This is a genomic window from Nocardia heshunensis (genome assembly GCF_054782115.1).
The window spans coordinates 705,170-720,944 of sequence record NZ_BAAGTC010000005.1 but is presented as its reverse complement, the minus strand read 5'-3'; the positions used below and the strand labels follow the sequence as shown (position 1 = coordinate 720,944).

Sequence of the window (15,775 nt, the reverse complement as noted above, 5' to 3'; positions counted from 1 at the left end):
TGCGATAACTCCCCAAGGCACGGACCACAATATACGTCCACACGGGATCTGTTGTGTCGGTTAACGATTGGACAGCCATGAACAGTATCTTCATGACCTGGACGAGCAAGGACCTCGCCTTCATCGCACGGTCCTGAGCCGGCCGGATCGTTGATTCCCTATGGGACAAGCGATCCTGGCTCAAGTGGACAGTCATCGGATCTGTTCTGCACGAAACGCTCCAGACACTCCGAGGAAGCAAAGTTCCGCGAGGTCCGATGCGGACTTGATGCGGACCTGATCGGATTCGTCGTCCGATCAGAATCGCATCAGCATGCCCTGAAAACCTCTGCCTACCTGCGCCTTCGGCGCAGGGTTGCTGGCTCGCATGGCCAACATTCACCCCCGCTTCGCTGAGGTGAATGTTGGCCATGCGAGCCAGCAACCAATACAAACCAGTTGGTAGACAAGAGGAATCGAAATGCGATGGGAGAAAGAGAGACCACAAGAAGGAGGACCACAAAACGGTGACCACAAAGTGGGGGCTTGCGCCCCACCTCGCCTCGCTGGTGCCGTTGATCATCGACGGCGCCATCACACAGGCCACTATCGCCCTGCCCGTGCTGGCCCGCAGCCCACGCAGCGACAACACACCGGGCAACGAGGTGGTGCGCACCGATTACGACCCGGTGCGCACCGCCGACACCGTGCGCACCACGTCGGTGCGAGAAATCCACACCGAGACCCGATCCACCGCAACCGAACTCCGGCCCGGATTAGTGATGAGTGAGATCGGATCGGGTGAGCCGGTGGCGCTTGAGGCCGCTGGTGCGCAGGATCGGTGGGCCACAATTGCGGAATCGGTTTGTCATGCCGACCCCGCGGGCCGCCGCGACCCCGACAAGGTCGCGACCATCCTGCGATTGAAATTCGAAGACAACTGGTCACATTCGCGGATCGCCGAACACGTCGAGCTCAGTTCCTCGGCAGTCACCCGAACCCTCACCGCGGCCCGCAACCACATCGACGGAGCGGAAGGAGGAACCCTGCAATGGACCGAATGAGCCCGGAACAGATCCTTGAAACTGGCTGGTACACAACCGAGGAGGTCGCCGCTGAACTGAAGGTCGATCCATCGAGCCTGCGACGCTGGCGTACGGCACGGCCGCCGCAAGGGCCGCCGTTCGTTCAGATCTCCGGCCGCATCACCCGCTACCGCGGTGCCGACGTGATCGCCTACCTGATGCGCCGGCGGATCGATCCGGCGGTGGCCTGATGGGCGACTCGGTCAGCATGGTGCCGCTGGGTGTAGAAATCCGCGGCAGCATCGAAGAACGGAAGCGCGCCAAACCCTTTCTGGCCCGCGTCCGGTGGACCGATCCGGCGACGGGAAAGCGGGACAGCAAGTCGCAGGCCTTCGAGGAACGCGGCGAAGCCGAAGCCTGGATCGAGCGGATCAAGAACGCCGCGGCCCGCGGCGTCGACCCGAAGATGGCGACCGCAACCCTGAAGGACTACGGAGACGCGGACTGGGACATCGCCATGCGGGGTGTCGAACCCAAGACCCTGGACCCATACCGGGCGGGATGGCGTCGGCGGATCGTGCCCACACTCGGGCATCTGCCGATCACCATGATCACGGCAGGAGTCGCTGATCGTGCGGTCGGCATGTGGATCTCGGAGGGACACGGCCGATCCACGATCAAGAACACGTTGGCCACGCTCGGCCGGATCATGGACCAGGCCGTGCGCGATGAGGTGATCGACCGCAACCGGGTGGAAGTGCCCGGGTGGCAACGGCAGTACGCACGGCACGAGGATGAGTTGAACAACCCTCGCGCACTGGCGCTACCGGACTGGCAGACCCTCACGGCGCTAGCCGATGCCTTGGTCGCCAGATCCTGGGAGCAGTACGAGGTTTGGGGCGAAGTCGTCATCTTCGAGGCATGTACCGCGGCCCGCATCGGAGAGGTGGCCGGCTGCCTGGTCGAGGACATCGATATCGACACCTGGCTGTGGATATTGCGGCGACAGACGACGCCGGGACCGGGTGGCCTCCTGGACAAGGGCACGAAAGGTAAACGCGCTCGCAAGGTTCCGATCATCGAAGAACTTCGGCCGATCGTCCTGAGAGCGATCGCTCGCGCGCGGGCCCGCGTGGACGCGGACCCGCGATGAGGAACGCCGATGCGGCCACCCGCGCCGAGGCGTACCGAAAAGAGCGACTGTTCTTAGGGCCTCGCGGCGGACGGATCCAGATCACGGTTCTCCGTCGCGCAACCCACTGGGATGAGGTGGTCGCCGAACTCGGCTACGAACACCTCCGCAGACACACCCTTCGGCACACCGGGCTGACGTGGTTCGCCGACGCCGGCGTTCTGCTACATCTGCTCCAGGAGATCGCCGGCCACGCCGACCCTCGAGTCACCAAGTTGTATCTGCATCCGAACATCACCGCGCTGCAGAAAGCCGGCGATCTGCTGTCCCTGCACCTCGAAGCGCCCAAACGGCCACCATCTACGGCTGATCAAATAAAAGCAAATCCCCTCCGACCGAGGTCGGAGGGGATTTTTCTTGGTCGGGCTGACAGGATTTGAACCTGCGACCACTTGACCCCCAGTCAAGTGCGCTACCAAGCTGCGCCACAGCCCGTTGCATTTGCTCTCGCTCGTGCTCGACGAGATTACCCCAGTACCCCCCTCAACATCCAAATCGGCTGGTTATCGGCGTGTGGCGGGGGTTGGAGAGGGCGACGGGGGCCGCTCAGGGTTGTTCTGGCGCAGGGGAATCCGGGGTGCGGATGAAGGGGGCGGCTATGTCGGGGCTGAGGGGGGAAGAGGGGGTGGGTGGGCGGTGGGTGGTGGCGGCGGTGGCTTCGGGTTCGTTGTTGGTGGTTAGGCGGTGCACTGTGCGTTCGAGGATGGGGAGGATTTGGGAGACCTTGAGGGTGCCGTCGGCGCATTGGGCGAGGAGGGAGTAGGTCATGTTGGAGAGGATTACGGCTATGTCGGAGAGGTAGGCGGGGTTGGCGCCGGAGAGGACGGCGGCGGCTATGGGGAAGACGGCGTCCAGGCCGTGGTTGTCGAGGCGGGTGGAGGAGCTGGTGCGGGCTCGGTGGTAGGCCTCGAGCATGATGGGGTGGCGTTCCCAGGGGGAGAAGACGTGGCGGATTACTCGGATGAGGCCGTCGTGGAGGGATTCGTCGGGGGTGGGGGGTTCCATCGGGAGGTAGGTGTTTTCTTCCATCCAGAGTTCGATGGCGGAGACGAGCAGGTCGTCGCGGGTGGGGAAGAGTTTGTAGATGGTGCTGAGGGAGACGCGGGCGCGGCGGGCTACTTCGCGCAGTTGGACGGCGTCGTAGCCGTCGGATTCCAGCAGGGCGCGCACCTCGTGGAGGATTCGCGCTCGCAGTGCCTCTTCCGTTTCCCTGGCCATACCGCTACGGTAACGCCGTTACTTGGGTAACCCGGTTACTCAACTCGTGTGATGGAAGTCCGTAGCGAAAGATCGCGATGCCTCGTCAGCAGCACCTGTCCGCTTCACCCCTGCTCCGAACCGCCGTGGCGGGGGCTGCCGCCTGCCTCGCCGTGGCGGCGACCGCGCTCGCGGCCACGCCGGCTGCCGCCGAGCCGGTGAACGATTTCTATTACCCGCCAGCACAATTCGATGCGACGCCGGGCGCGGTGATCAAGACCGAGCCGATGTCGGTGTACGCCGCGGCTCCCGGGTCGGACGGCAACTGGCCGCTCCCGGCCCAGCGGGTGATGTACACCTCGCGCACCCAGGACGACGCGCCCGTGGCCGTGACCGGGACCTTCATCGATTCGACGCGGCCGTGGCAGGGGAGTGTCCCCCGTCCGACGGTGTTGATCGCGCCGGGCACGGTCGGGCAGGGGGATCAGTGCGCCTTGTCGCTGGCATTCCCGACGGGGATCTACGCGAGCCTCACTCCGCCCACGTTCTCGGCCAATCAGGAGGCGCTGTCCGCGTTCGCGTGGAACGCGCTGGGTGCGCGGGTGTTCGTGACCGACTACATCGGGATGGGCACGCCGGGAATTCACACCTACGCCAACCGGATCGAGGAGGCCCACGCCGTGCTCGACGCGGCCCGCGCGGCGAACCGATTGGCGGGCAGCGGGACCGGGACTCCGCTCGCGTTCTGGGGTTACTCGCAGGGCGGTGGTGCGAGCGCGGCAGCAGCGGAGATGCAACCGGGGTACGCGCCGGAGTTGAATGTGAAGGGGACCTGGGCGGGTGCGCCGACCGCGGATCTCTCGGCCATTCTGGACCGGATCGAGGGGAGTCTGATCGGCGGCGCGGTCGGGTTCGCGCTGAACGGATTCCTGGATCGGTATCCGGACTTGCGGCCGGAATTCAATGCCCGGGTGACGCCTGCGGGGCAGCAGTTGTTGCAGGAACTGTCGAACGAATGCATCGGCGATGTGATCGCCCTGCATCCGTTCCTGCGCACCAACGCATTCACCGTCGACGGCAGGCCGCTCGTCGACCACATGCGTGAAATCCCTGCGATCCAAACCATATTGCGGCAGCAACGCATCGGATCGCTGACACCCTCCAGCCCGGTATTCATCACCAGCGGCCGCAATGACGACACCGTTCCCTACGGTCAGGCTCGGCAATTGGCGACCGACTGGTGCGCCTCAGGGGCCACGGTCACCTTCCGGACCGATGAACTGCCGCCCATTCTTGCGGGCACCACGATCCCCAATCATTTCGGTCCGGAAATCATCGACGGATTCGGCACCAACAATGCGATCGGCTATCTGATGGATCGGCTGAACGACAAGCCGCTCTCCGGCTGTGCCATCGACTGAATCTTCAAGAATCCGTTCCCTTTTCAAGGTGTGATATGTCAGATATCTCGCGTCGTTCCCTGCTGTCCGGAGCCGCCGCGCTGCTCGCGTCCGCGCCGCTGGCTCGCGCCGGCTCCGCGATCGCCGCGCGGGTCAACCGGGTCGAGCTCACCCGAGAAGACCATCGAGTAATCGTCATCGGTTCCGGATTCGGCGGTGGCGTCACCGCTTTGCGCCTCGCGGAGGCCGGTGTCCCGGTGCTGCTGCTCGAACGCGGCATGCGCTGGCCGACCGGACCGAACGCGCAGACTTTCCCGCGGGCCACCGCGCCGGACAAGCGCATGCTGTGGCATCGCTCCGGCCCCGAATTGTTCGGTAGGCCGGTCGCTTTCGAGGCCTACACCGGGCTGGTCGAGGCCGTGCCCGGCGAGAATATGACCGCCCTGTGTGCCGCCGGTCTGGGTGGCGGATCGCTTGTCTACCAGGGCATGTCGTTGCAGCCCACCGAAGCGGCATTCCGTACCCACTTCCCGGACGGCTTCGACTGGCAGGCCCTCGACAGGGTCTATTACCCGCGAGTGGCCCGCATGCTGGGCCTGGCCGTCGCCCCCGATGAGCTGATCGACACGAGGAATTACACGGCCGCAAGGGCTTTCGCCGACCATGCCCGTGCGGCCGGTCTACCGGTGTCGAAGATCCCCATGCCCATCGACTGGAACTACGCCCTCGCCGAGCTGCGTGGCGAAATGACCCCCTCCTACACCAACGGCGACGGCTCGCTGGGCGTGAACAACGGCGGCAAGCACACCGTCGACGTCACCTATATCGCCGCCGCCGAGGCCACCGGCCGCGTCACCGTCGAAACCCTGCACGAGGTCACCGATCTCGCGCGAGCCGCCGACGGCCGCTGGAACGTGCACGTGGACCGCACCGACACCACGGGCACCGTGCTGGAGAACAAGATCCTCACCGCCGACGCGGTGGTGCTCGCCGCGGGCAGCCTCAACACCACCAAGCTCCTGGTTCGCGCGGCCGCCACCGGCCAAATCCCCGACCTCCCCGACGATCTCGGACGCGGCTGGGGCACCAACGCCGACCGCATCTACGTCTGGACCGACCCCGCACAGGAATTCGGCCTCGCCCAAGGCGGCCCCGTCGTCTACGGCAGCCTGAACTGGGATGACCCCGCCACCGCCCACACCGTCATCCAGGCGTCCATTCCACCGCTGTCGGTCGACGCGCACAGCACCATGCTCGTCGGCTACGGCGTCAGCACCGGCCGCGGCGAATTCCGCTACGACGCGAAGGCCGGCGCCGCGACCCTGCACTGGCCCGTCGACGGCGATTCGGCCATCCAGGACAATCACATCGGCCCCACGGTCCGCCGCATCGCAGGCGAGACGAGCACCTTGCTCGACACGAATGCCGTGTTCCCCTCCACGTGGCATCCGCTCGGCGGCGCGAGCGTGGGCACCGTCTGCGACCTGGAGGGGCGTGTTCTGGGCCAGTCCGGCCTCTATGTCCTGGACGGTGCGCTCATGCCAGGCAACACCGCGGCCTGCAACCCGTCCATGACGATCGCCGCTATCGCGGAACGCGCCCTGGACCGTCTGGTCGCGGCCGACGTCGGGCGCACGCTGTGACGTGCTGGCGCGCGGCGTCACCCTCGACCGTGGAAAAGCCCGCGCCCGAATCACCGGGATCAGGCGCGGTCGGTGCGGGTTAGGCGCAGGGCTGGGTTCCGGCGGCTGTTACCGGAATCCACATCTCACCGGCCCAGCCGGGCAGCACGATGCCGTCGGGGAAGCCGGGCTGCGCGCCGGTGTCGAATTGGCCGACCAGGTGGTGGTATTCGGCCGTCGTGGGAGTCCATTTGATGGTGACGGTGTTGCCGCCGATGGTCGTGGTGCCGGTGCTCGTCCCGTTGTCGGACACCCACGCGTTGCGTGCGGCGGGGGATCCTCCGCTCAGGCTCGACAGCATGGCCGAGCCCGATGAAGCCGCCTGTGAGGCAGGGATTTTCGAGATGGTCACGGTGAGCGCGCAGCCCACCTCGGGGCTGCCGTGGACGGTAGTGCAGACCGATGACTCGCCGCACGCCTCGGGGTCCGTGCTCGTGCCGCCGCCGACCTGGACGGTGGCGGTGCCCCGGTCGGTGTACGGCGGGAGGTTCGGGTTGCCGTTGCCGTATCCGTAGCCCAGCACATGCGTGCCGGGAGTCAGCGGGGTCCACTGGAAGGTCCAGGTGGATGTCGTGCCGCTGCAGCCGGCGCCTGCCGGCAGGCTCGTTGTGGAGGTCCACGCGGACCGGATGATCACGCCGCCGGAGGTGTCCGACAGCCCCCCGCTCACGCACCCGGACACCGGAACCACGACATTGTAGGTCTGCCCGACCTGAAAGTTGCTGCCCTGCAAGGTCATTCCCGTGCCTGCCACGTCGGCGTTGGCCGCGGGGCCGGCGCTGAGCGCGGTGACGGCGGAGGCGGCGGCGGTGATACCGGCCGCGGCGAGGGTGCGAGCTGATGTCCGGGTACTCATGATGCGGTAATTCTCGATTCGGCAACGCTTTTGGGGCGGATCGACCATTTGCGAATCGCACTGTTCACCGATCGCCGACCGGTCGCACGCCCCCGTTTCTGGGGGCAACGTTTCACGCCCGCAATCGACCCCTCGGGGGTTAGATCAGTTGCTCCCGCGCTGCGTCGGCACAGCGCGCGCACAGCTCTCACAGCTGACACATAGGTTCGGCCCAGCTACGCCCCAGTCGGTTCACCGACGCTGTACAGATGTCTGTGGTGACCTCGGGAAACACCCCGATCGAGCGAGCCGCCCTGCGGCGTGCCGACGGGAGTCCCCTCACGGTGCTGGTGGTGGACGACGAACCGGCGCTGGCGGAGTTGCTGGGTTTGGCGCTGCGCTACGAGGGGTGGACGGTCGAGACCGCGCTGGACGGGCGCACGGCCGTGGCCAAGGCTCGGGAGTCGCGGCCCGATGTGGTTGTCCTCGACCTGATGCTGCCGGATATGACCGGGCTGCAGGTGCTGGAGCGATTGCGGCAGCTGCGGCCGGAGCTGCCCGTGCTGATGCTGACCGCCAAGGATTCGGTGGAGGACCGCATTGCCGGGTTGACCGCGGGCGGCGACGACTACGTCACCAAGCCGTTCAGCATCGAGGAGGTGGTGCTGCGGTTGCGGGCGCTGCTGCGGCGCGCGGGCGTCGCCACCGAGAACAGTTGCTCGCGGCTGGTGGTCGGCGACCTCGAGCTCGACGAGGACAGCCACGAGGTCAGCCGCGATGGCGTCGACATCGTGCTCACCTCAACGGAATTCGAGCTACTACGCCTGTTCATGCGCAATCCGCGCCGCGTGCTGAGCAAGGCGCAGATTCTGGACCGGGTCTGGAGCTACGACTTCGGCGGCCGCTCCAACATCGTCGAACTGTATGTCTCCTATCTGCGTAAGAAGATCGACAGCGGTCGTGCACCGATGATCCACACACTGCGAGGGGCCGGCTATGTCCTCAAACCCGCCCGTTGAGACGGTCCGCGTCGAGACGAAGCCGTCCGACGAAATGCCTGGACCCGCAACGCCGGATCTCCCCGAGCCACCGACCCCGCTCTCGCCGTCCCCGCGTCGTCGCTGGTCGCTGCGGGCCCGGCTGCTGGTCGGGCAGGTAGTGCTGCTGGTGATCGCGGTCGCGGGCATCGGCATCGCGACCGAGCTTGCGCTGCAACAGTTCCTGGTGCACCAGGTGGATGTGAGCTTGGCCGAGACGGCCAAACGGGCGCTCGGCGATTCCGGCGGCGGCCCGGCCCTGGGACCGCGGCCGCCCGATCAGCACGGGCCGCCGCCCCCGGTGAGCGCCGAGGACTACGGGCCAGGCCCGGATTTCCTGAATCGTCGTAGCATTCAACCGAATACGATCGGCGCACTGGTCGAATCCGGTGGATCGATCAGCGCGGCCCGGGTCCATTCCGATGGAAACCAGTCGCTGCTGTCGGATACGGCCCGTAAGGAACTCGCGGCCCTTCCCACGGGAAAGCCGGTGACCCTGACCATTTCGGGTGAGGGCCACTATCGCGTGCTCGCCTTGCCGACCTGGTCGGGCCAGACCGTGATTGCCGCCCTGCCGCTAGCCCCGGTCGACGCCATCCTGATGCGGGTGTTCCTGGTGCTGCTCATCGTCACCGCCGGTGTACTGGCGGTCGCGATCTCCGCAGGTATCTGGGTGGTCCGCCGCGCGCTGGCTCCCCTGGATCGGGTGGCGGGGACCGCCGCGCGGGTCGCAGATCTGCGGCTGGATCGCGGGGAAGTGACTCTCCCCGTCCGGGTTCCGGCCGCCGACGCCGACCAGCGCACCGAGGTGGGGCAGCTCGGCGCGGCCGTCAACCGCATGCTCGACCACATCGCGAGCGCGCTCGAGGCCCGCCATGCCAGCGAAACCCGCATCCGCCGCTTCCTGGCCGACGCCAGCCACGAGTTGCGTACCCCGCTGTCGTCCATTCGCGGTTACGCGGAACTGGCTCAGCGGGAGCGTGATTCGGTGCCCGAGGTGGTCGCGCACGCCATGAGTCGGGTCGATTCGGAATCCCGGCGGATGACCACGCTGGTCGAGGACATGCTGCTGCTGGCCCGCCTGGATGCCGGGCGCGGGCTCGAACAGAAGACCGTGGACCTCACGCAGTTGACCGTGGACGCGGTGGCCGACGCTCACATCGCCGGTCCGGAACTGAAGTGGCAGTTGGAATTACCACCCGAACCGATCGAGGTCACCGGCGACGCCGCGCGCTTGCATCAGGTCCTGGCCAATTTGCTGACCAACGCCCGAATCCACACCGGCCCCGGCACCATCGTCACCACCGCCCTGACCGGCGACGGCCGGGGCGGGGCGCGATGGCGGGTCACCGACAACGGCCCGGGCATCCCCGCGGAACTGCAACCCGAGGTCTTCGAGCGCTTCGCCCGCGGTGACTCGTCCCGATCACGCCGAGCAGGCAGCACCGGCCTGGGATTGGCCATCGTAGCGGCAGTGGTGAAGGCACACGGCGGTGACATCACCCTCGAAAGTGAGCCCGGCAGAACCGAATTCACCGTGCACCTCCCCGCCACCAAGCCCGAACTGAACTGAGCGGCCCGACTTGGACCGAGCCGCCCGACCTGAATTCAGCGGCCTGAGCTGAGGCGAGCTGCCGGACCTGGGTCGGGGCGGCTGGGGTCTGGGTCAGCCGAAGGAGCCGGTTGAGGGCAGTGGGGCGGGTTGCTGGTCGGGCTGCTGCTGGTCCGGGCCGCGGTCGTGGTCGCCGGGGTGGTCGCGGTGGTCCTGGTCGCCGCGGTGATCGTCGCCGCCGCGGTCGTGGTTCCAATCGGGGTCGGCGATCTGGGTGACCACCGGGACGCCGTTGTCGGGCGTGGCGGCGGTGGCCGGGATGGCGAGGGCGGCGAGCGGCACCACGGTCAGCGCACCGGCTACGGCCAGGCGGACGGTCATGCGGCGCATGCGGGAGGGGGTCTGCGAGGAGGAATTCAAGGCGCGGAACCTTTCTCGGAGGGAAGCTGGCCGTTCGGCCTGCCGTGACTTCCATCCAAAGCTCCGCGCATTGGGTGGTGATGGGTCCTGGCTATGTCCCAGCTGAGAGTTCCGGATCCCGCTCAGTTGGCGCCCATGAGCATGTCTCGATGGGTGTCGACCTGATCGCGCAGCGCCTCGACGATGGCGGCGACCTCGGGGCGGCGCAGCGTTTCCGCACGGCTGACCAGCCAATAGGTCAGCCGGACCGCGATTTCGGGCAGGACCCGGACTAGATCGGTGTGGCGGTCGGCCATGAAGCAGGGGAGCAGGCCGAGCCCGGCGGCCGCGCGGGTGGCCTCGACATGGACGAAAACATTGGTGGAGGACAGGGATTCGCGCATCATGGGCGCGAACGTGGGAGCCAGGTCCAGGTCGTCGACCTGCAGCATGGAGTCGATGAAGTAGACCAGCGGATGATCGGCCAGGTCCTCGAGGCTGCTCGGGGCGTGATGGTCGGCGAGATACCGGTGGGAGGCATAGAGGCCGAGCGTGTAGTCGCCCAGCGCGATGGCGCGCGCCCGGCGCAACTGCGGTTTGCCCACCACCACTTCGATATCGAAGCCGGAGCGTTGCAGGGATGCCAGCCGGGTCGCCGTGACGATCTCGACGGTGAGCTTGGGATGGCGACGCTGCACTCCGGCGATGGCGGGCGCGGCCAGGTAGGCGCTGAACCCGTCGGTGGCCGACATGCGGACCACGCCTTCGAGTGTCGGGGTATCGGAAGTGAGTGAGCGGACCGCCGATTCGATGGCTTCGGCCGCGGTCAATGCCTCACGCCCCAGATCGGTGAGTTCCCAGCCACCCGCGCCGCGGATCAAAACCCGCCCGCCCAGCGCCTGTTCGAGGCTGGTAATGCGCCGCGAGATGGTGGTGTGGTTGATCCCCAGTTCCTCCGCGGCCGACACGTACCGACCGGTCCGGCCGACCGCCAGCAACACCAGCAGATCGTCGGGGCTCGGCCGACTGGAGACGGGGCCCGATCGACTTGCTGCGGAGCTGCCTTGGATCGCGGCGGAGCCTGCTCGATCGGCGGCGGGTGCGGGGCGATCGGCGGGAGGCCCGGGTCGATCGGTGGCCGCGCCGGGACCACTGGCTGTAGCCCCGGGGCGATTGATGACAGGCCCGGATCCACCTGTGGTGGAGGTCACGCTCATTTCTGCATTCTTGCAGATTGTGGCTGCGGAACTGGTCATTGCAGCGATCTCTGTGTGCACGAATACTCCTTGGCATCGAAGTTTGTGGGCCGCATCACAGATGAGGGTGAGGCGGCCCGAGCGTGAAGGAGTAACTCGATGAGCGTCCGGGATACCGCGCCGGGAGCGGGCGGCGGGCTGGCCGGATTGCGGCGCGTGGTCGCCGCGTCCATGGCCGGGACAGTGGTCGAATGGTATGAATTCTTCCTCTACGGCACCGCGGCCACGCTGGTGTTCAGCAAGGTCTTCTTCGCCCAGGGCGGCAATGACCTCGACGGCATTCTCGCCGCATTCATCACCTACGCGGTCGGTTTCGCGGCCCGGCCGTTGGGCGGCATCGTCTTCGGGCACTACGGCGACAAGCACGGCCGCAAGAAGCTGCTGCAGCTGAGCCTGGTGCTGGTGGGTGCGGCCACCTTCCTGATGGGCTGCCTGCCGACGTTCGGTCAGGTCGGCTACCTGGCCCCGGTGCTGCTGGTGGTGCTGCGCTTCGTGCAGGGCTTCGCCATCGGCGGAGAGTGGGGCGGCGCGGTTCTGCTTGTGGCGGAACACAGTCCGAGCAAGAGTCGCGCGTTCTGGGCGTCGTGGCCGCAGGCGGCGGTGCCGCTGGGCAATATGCTCGCCACGGTGGTGCTGCTGGCGCTGACCTCGACGCTGTCGGACGCGGCGTTCCTGTCGTGGGGCTGGCGAGTGGCGTTCTGGCTGTCGGCGGTGGTGGTGCTGATCGGCTACTACGTGCGCACCAAGATCACCGACGCGCCGATTTTCCTTGCCGCGCAACAACTTGCGGAGCAGGAGAAGGCGGCCTCGATCAGCGCGCTCGAGGTGCTCAAGCGGTATCCGCGCGGCGTGTTCACCGCCATGGGTCTGCGCTTCGGCGAGAACATCATGTACTACCTGGTGGTCACCTTCTCGATCACGTACCTCAAGGTGCACGTGGGGGCGAACACCAAGGTGATCCTGTGGTGGCTGCTGGTCGCGCACGCCGTGCACTTCCTGGTCATTCCGCAGGTCGGGCGGGTCTCGGATCGCTTCGGCCGCAAGCCCGTCTACCTGGTGGGTGCGATCCTGGCGGGCACCTGGGGCTTCTTCGCCTTCCCGATGATGGACAGCAAGAACAACGCGATCATCCTGTCCGCCATCGTGATCGGCCTGATCTTCCACGGCATGATGTATTCCGCGCAGCCCGCGATCATGGCCGAGATGTTCCCCACCCGCATGCGGTATTCCGGTGTGTCCCTGGGTTATCAGGTGACCTCGCTGGTGGCGGGTTCGCTGGCCCCGATCATCGCGGTGCGGCTGCTGGAGGACTACAAGTCCTCGGTGCCGATCGCCTGGTATCTCGCGGGTGCGGCCGCGGTGACCGCGGTGGCGGTGCTGTTCGTCCGCGAGACCAAGGGTGTGGAGCTGGAGGCGATCGACCGAGCGGACGCGGAAAGCATGGCGGCGCAGGGAAATTCGACGGTGACGGATGCGAAGGTGAAGGTGGCATGACTCAGGGACCCCTGCTCGGCGAACTATCCGGGCGGACGGCACTGGTGACGGGCGGCGCGAGCGGGATCGGGGCGGCCTGTGCCCGCGAGCTCGCCGCCCGCGGCGCGGAGGTGACCGTCGCCGACATCGACGGCGAGGGCGCGGAGAAGGTGGCCGCCGAATTCGGCGGCCACACCTGGCAGGTGGATCTGTCGCAGGTGACGGCGCTCGAAGAGCTCACCCTCGGCACCGACATCCTGGTCAACAACGCCGGGGTGCAGACCGTCAGCCCGATCACCGAGTTCCCGCCCGAGCGCTTCCGCGGCATGCTGGCGCTGATGGTGGAAGCGCCGTTCCTGCTCACCCGCGCCGCCCTGCCGCACATGTACAAGCAGGGGTTCGGCCGGATCATCAATCTCTCGTCGGTGCACGGACTTCGGGCCTCGGCGTTCAAAGCGGCGTATGTCACCGCCAAGCACGCGCTCGAAGGGCTGTCCAAGGTGACGGCCCTCGAGGGTGGGCTGTACGGGGTGACCAGCAACTGCGTCAACCCCGGCTATGTGCGAACACCGCTGGTGGACAAGCAGATCGCCGATCAAGCCTTCGCGCACGGCATTCCCGAGCAGGAGGTGGTGGAGCGAATCATGCTGACCGACAACGCGATCAAGCGGCTCATCGAGCCGGACGAGGTCGCCTCGCTGGTGGCCTGGCTGGCCTCCGACGCCGCCCGCATGGTGACCGGTGCCTCGTACACCATGGACGGCGGATGGAGCGCCCGATGATCGAGGTCGCCGAGGCGGCGCACGCGCCGCAATGGGTGCCGGGCGAGACGGATATCGCGGCGGCCAGGATCACCGACTTCGCCCGATTCGTGGAGCGACGCTACGGGATTCGTACCGACGACTACACCGCACTGTGGCAGTGGTCGGTCGACGATATCGCCGGGTTCTGGTGGATGGTGTGGGAGTACTTCGACCTGGGTGAGGCCCCGGTCGAGGTGCTCGCGGGTACCGAGATGCCGGGTGCGCGCTGGTTTCCCGACACCAAGGTCAACTACGTCGACCGGGTGATCCGGCAGGCGCGCACCGACCGGCCCGCGATCCTCGGGTTGAGCGAGGAAACCGCGCAGCAGGAGGTGTCCTGGGCCGAGATGCTCTCCCGCACCGCGGGTCTGGCTCGTACGCTGCGGAATCTCGGTGTCGGTCCCGGCGATCGGGTCGTGGGTTACCTGCCCAATATCCCCGAGGCCGTCATCGGCTTCCTGGCCGCCGCGAGTATCGGTGCCGTCTGGAGCGCGTGCGGGCAGGACTACACCGCCTCGGCCGCGCTCGACCGGCTCGGTCAGTTGGAGCCGGTCGTGCTCATCACCGCCGACGGCTACCGATACGGTGGCAAAGCGCACGACAAGCTCGGTGAGATCGCCACGCTGCGAGCAGGTTTGCCCTCGCTGCGGGCGACCGTGCTGGTGTCTCGGATCGGTGGGAGCCTGTCGGATGCCCTGAACTGGAATGCGGTCACCGACCACCCGGGGGAGCCGCTCGTCCCCGAACCGGTCGATTTCGAGCATCCGCTGTGGGTGCTCTACTCCTCCGGCACCACCGGCAAACCCAAGGGCATCGTGCACGGCCACGGCGGCGTCCTGCTGGAGCACCTGAAAGCGATTGCCCTGCAGTCGGATATCGGTCCCAGCGATACCTTCTTCTGGTACACCAGCCCGAGCTGGATGATGTGGAACTTCCAGGTCTCCGGGCTGCTGGCGGGCGCGACGATCGTCTGCTACGACGGCAGCCCCACCTATTCGGCTCCGGATACCCTGTGGGACTTGGCTTCCCGCACGCGAACCACGGTGCTGGGTACCAGCCCCGGCTATGTGCTCGCATGCGAAAAGGTGGGCGCGCGGCCTGCCCTCGAACACGACCTGACCGCCCTGCGTCAGATCGGCATCACCGGTTCGGCCTTCCCGGCGACATCGTCGATCTGGTTGCGCGACAACGTCGGTGACATCCCGGTGTCCTCGATCAGCGGCGGCACCGATGTGGTGTCGGCGTTCATGGGCGGCGTCCGCACCGTCCCCGTGCGTCCCGGCGAGCTCTCGGCCCCGTATCTCGGTGTGGCGCTGGAAGCCTGGGACGAGTCCGGTCGCCCGGTTAGCGACGCGGTCGGGGAGCTGGTGATCACCAAGCCCATGCCCTCCATGCCGGTCGCCTTCTGGAACGACCCCGACGGCAGCCGCTATCGCGACGCCTACTTCGACATCTACCCCGGCGTATGGCGGCACGGTGACTGGATCACCCGAACGGCCCACGGCGGCATCACCATTCACGGCCGCTCGGATTCCACGCTCAATCGCAATGGCATCCGCATGGGCAGCGCCGACATCTACCAGACGGTCGAGGCGCTCCCCGAGATCGCCGAATCCCTGGTCCTGGGTATCGAACAGCCCGATGCCGGGTATTGGATGCCCTTGTTCGTCGTCCTCGCGCCCGGCCTGGCCCTGACCGACGAGCTGAAGCAGAAGATCACCACGGCGATCCGCGTCGAACTCTCGCCCCGCCACGTCCCGGACGAGATCATCGCCGCCCCCGGGATTCCTCACACCCGCACCGGCAAGAAACTCGAGGTACCCCTGAAACGCTTGCTGCAGGGCGCGGATCCGGCCCGCGTCATCGACCCGACCGCCGTCGACGATCCCGCCCTGCTGGCGTGGTATCTCGAACATTCCGGCGGTTAACGATCGGCCGAGGTGGT

At 67.0% G+C, this 15,775-nt stretch carries 15 protein-coding genes and 1 tRNA gene; 11 read left to right on the top strand and 5 right to left on the bottom strand.

All coding sequences use genetic code 11. The features are described from left to right. The first annotated feature begins 506 nt into the window (after nt 1–506). Genes ACYVN4_RS22155 through ACYVN4_RS22140 form a run of 4 tightly spaced genes read left to right on the top strand, consistent with a single transcriptional unit; the run spans nt 507 to nt 2,576 of the window. On the top strand, nt 507–1,043 hold the full coding sequence (locus ACYVN4_RS22155) for a sigma-70 RNA polymerase sigma factor region 4 domain-containing protein (RefSeq protein WP_460723865.1): 537 nt from the start codon (nt 507–509) through the stop codon (nt 1,041–1,043). Beyond that, nucleotides 1,040–1,255: a helix-turn-helix transcriptional regulator gene (locus ACYVN4_RS22150; protein ID WP_460723864.1), complete on the top strand. Its 216-nt coding sequence runs from the start codon at nt 1,040–1,042 to the stop codon at nt 1,253–1,255. The genes ACYVN4_RS22155 and ACYVN4_RS22150 overlap by 4 nt, the downstream gene beginning before the upstream one ends. Next, complete coding sequence (locus tag ACYVN4_RS22145; protein ID WP_460723863.1) at nt 1,255–2,157, top strand: site-specific integrase; 903 nt, start codon at nt 1,255–1,257, stop codon at nt 2,155–2,157. The genes ACYVN4_RS22150 and ACYVN4_RS22145 overlap by 1 nt, the downstream gene beginning before the upstream one ends. Beyond that, the gene (locus ACYVN4_RS22140) at nt 2,154–2,576 is read left to right on the top strand and encodes a tyrosine-type recombinase/integrase (protein ID WP_460723862.1); all 423 of its coding nucleotides are present in this window, start codon (nt 2,154–2,156) and stop codon (nt 2,574–2,576) included. The genes ACYVN4_RS22145 and ACYVN4_RS22140 overlap by 4 nt, the downstream gene beginning before the upstream one ends. Here the strand turns inward: ACYVN4_RS22140 and ACYVN4_RS22135 are convergent. Continuing rightward, nucleotides 2,555–2,631 (bottom strand) — tRNA-Pro (locus ACYVN4_RS22135). The genes ACYVN4_RS22140 and ACYVN4_RS22135 overlap by 22 nt on opposite strands. 111 nt (nt 2,632–2,742) lie before the next feature. Then, on the bottom strand, nt 2,743–3,414 hold the full coding sequence (locus tag ACYVN4_RS22130) for a TetR family transcriptional regulator (protein ID WP_460723861.1): 672 nt from the start codon (nt 3,412–3,414) through the stop codon (nt 2,743–2,745). A gap of 77 nt (nt 3,415–3,491) precedes the next feature. On the opposite strand from ACYVN4_RS22130, the gene ACYVN4_RS22125 reads away from it, so the two are divergent. Together ACYVN4_RS22125 and ACYVN4_RS22120 are read left to right on the top strand one after the other, a co-directional pair. Beyond that, a complete protein-coding gene (locus tag ACYVN4_RS22125; RefSeq protein WP_460723860.1) occupies nt 3,492–4,814 on the top strand; it encodes a lipase family protein in 1,323 nt (440 codons plus the stop codon). Nucleotides 4,815–4,849: 35 nt separating this feature from the next. Next, entirely contained in the window at nt 4,850–6,436 is a 1,587-nt protein-coding gene (locus ACYVN4_RS22120) for a GMC oxidoreductase (protein ID WP_460723859.1), read from the top strand. A 79-nt stretch (nt 6,437–6,515) separates the two neighbouring features. On the opposite strand, the gene ACYVN4_RS22115 is transcribed toward ACYVN4_RS22120, so the two are convergent. Further along, nucleotides 6,516–7,331 (bottom strand): hypothetical protein, encoded by an 816-nt coding sequence (locus ACYVN4_RS22115; protein WP_460723858.1) that lies wholly within the window; start codon nt 7,329–7,331, stop codon nt 6,516–6,518. Between the two features lie 248 nt (nt 7,332–7,579). On the opposite strand from ACYVN4_RS22115, the gene ACYVN4_RS22110 reads away from it, so the two are divergent. Beyond that, on the top strand, nt 7,580–8,329 hold the full coding sequence (locus ACYVN4_RS22110) for a response regulator transcription factor (RefSeq protein WP_460723857.1): 750 nt from the start codon (nt 7,580–7,582) through the stop codon (nt 8,327–8,329). Then, nucleotides 8,307–9,920, top strand: a complete 1,614-nt coding sequence (locus ACYVN4_RS22105) for a sensor histidine kinase (RefSeq protein ID WP_460723856.1) — start codon at nt 8,307–8,309, stop codon at nt 9,918–9,920. Before ACYVN4_RS22110 ends, ACYVN4_RS22105 begins: the two co-directional genes overlap by 23 nt. A gap of 93 nt (nt 9,921–10,013) precedes the next feature. Here ACYVN4_RS22105 and ACYVN4_RS22100 read toward each other — a convergent pair whose 3' ends face one another. Further along, nucleotides 10,014–10,319, bottom strand: coding sequence for a hypothetical protein (locus ACYVN4_RS22100; RefSeq protein ID WP_460723855.1), 306 nt, complete (start codon nt 10,317–10,319; stop codon nt 10,014–10,016). Nucleotides 10,320–10,441: 122 nt separating this feature from the next. Then, nucleotides 10,442–11,515, bottom strand: coding sequence for a LysR family transcriptional regulator (locus ACYVN4_RS22095; protein ID WP_460723854.1), 1,074 nt, complete (start codon nt 11,513–11,515; stop codon nt 10,442–10,444). A gap of 138 nt (nt 11,516–11,653) precedes the next feature. Here ACYVN4_RS22095 and ACYVN4_RS22090 point away from each other — a divergent pair, with 138 nt between their 5' ends. The 3 genes from ACYVN4_RS22090 to ACYVN4_RS22080 are packed head-to-tail and all read left to right on the top strand — an operon-like array spanning nt 11,654 to nt 15,758. Continuing rightward, the gene (locus tag ACYVN4_RS22090) at nt 11,654–13,048 is read left to right on the top strand and encodes an MFS transporter (RefSeq protein WP_460723853.1); all 1,395 of its coding nucleotides are present in this window, start codon (nt 11,654–11,656) and stop codon (nt 13,046–13,048) included. Next, complete coding sequence (locus ACYVN4_RS22085) at nt 13,045–13,809, top strand: 3-hydroxybutyrate dehydrogenase (protein ID WP_460723852.1); 765 nt, start codon at nt 13,045–13,047, stop codon at nt 13,807–13,809. The genes ACYVN4_RS22090 and ACYVN4_RS22085 overlap by 4 nt, the downstream gene beginning before the upstream one ends. Next, nucleotides 13,806–15,758 carry an acetoacetate--CoA ligase gene (locus tag ACYVN4_RS22080; RefSeq protein ID WP_460723851.1) on the top strand — a complete coding sequence of 651 codons (1,953 nt, stop codon included), beginning with the start codon at nt 13,806–13,808 and terminating at the stop codon, nt 15,756–15,758. Before ACYVN4_RS22085 ends, ACYVN4_RS22080 begins: the two co-directional genes overlap by 4 nt. Nucleotides 15,759–15,775 lie beyond the last annotated feature (17 nt).

Excerpts from the sequence above, each read along its gene's own strand:
- ACYVN4_RS22115 (WP_460723858.1), bottom strand. The coding sequence starts at position 7,331 with ATGAGTACCCGGACATCAGCTCGCACCCTCGCCGCGGCCGGTATCACC.
- ACYVN4_RS22145 (WP_460723863.1), top strand. The coding sequence starts at position 1,255 with ATGGGCGACTCGGTCAGCATGGTGCCGCTGGGTGTAGAAATCCGCGGC.
- ACYVN4_RS22095 (WP_460723854.1), bottom strand. The coding sequence starts at position 11,515 with ATGAGCGTGACCTCCACCACAGGTGGATCCGGGCCTGTCATCAATCGC.
- ACYVN4_RS22085 (WP_460723852.1), top strand. The coding sequence starts at position 13,045 with ATGACTCAGGGACCCCTGCTCGGCGAACTATCCGGGCGGACGGCACTG.
- ACYVN4_RS22150 (WP_460723864.1), top strand. The coding sequence starts at position 1,040 with ATGAGCCCGGAACAGATCCTTGAAACTGGCTGGTACACAACCGAGGAG.
- ACYVN4_RS22140 (WP_460723862.1), top strand. The coding sequence starts at position 2,154 with ATGAGGAACGCCGATGCGGCCACCCGCGCCGAGGCGTACCGAAAAGAG.
- ACYVN4_RS22125 (WP_460723860.1), top strand. The coding sequence starts at position 3,492 with ATGCCTCGTCAGCAGCACCTGTCCGCTTCACCCCTGCTCCGAACCGCC.
- ACYVN4_RS22080 (WP_460723851.1), top strand. The coding sequence starts at position 13,806 with ATGATCGAGGTCGCCGAGGCGGCGCACGCGCCGCAATGGGTGCCGGGC.
- ACYVN4_RS22090 (WP_460723853.1), top strand. The coding sequence starts at position 11,654 with ATGAGCGTCCGGGATACCGCGCCGGGAGCGGGCGGCGGGCTGGCCGGA.
- ACYVN4_RS22130 (WP_460723861.1), bottom strand. The coding sequence starts at position 3,414 with ATGGCCAGGGAAACGGAAGAGGCACTGCGAGCGCGAATCCTCCACGAG.
- ACYVN4_RS22110 (WP_460723857.1), top strand. The coding sequence starts at position 7,580 with ATGTCTGTGGTGACCTCGGGAAACACCCCGATCGAGCGAGCCGCCCTG.
- ACYVN4_RS22105 (WP_460723856.1), top strand. The coding sequence starts at position 8,307 with ATGTCCTCAAACCCGCCCGTTGAGACGGTCCGCGTCGAGACGAAGCCG.
- ACYVN4_RS22120 (WP_460723859.1), top strand. The coding sequence starts at position 4,850 with ATGTCAGATATCTCGCGTCGTTCCCTGCTGTCCGGAGCCGCCGCGCTG.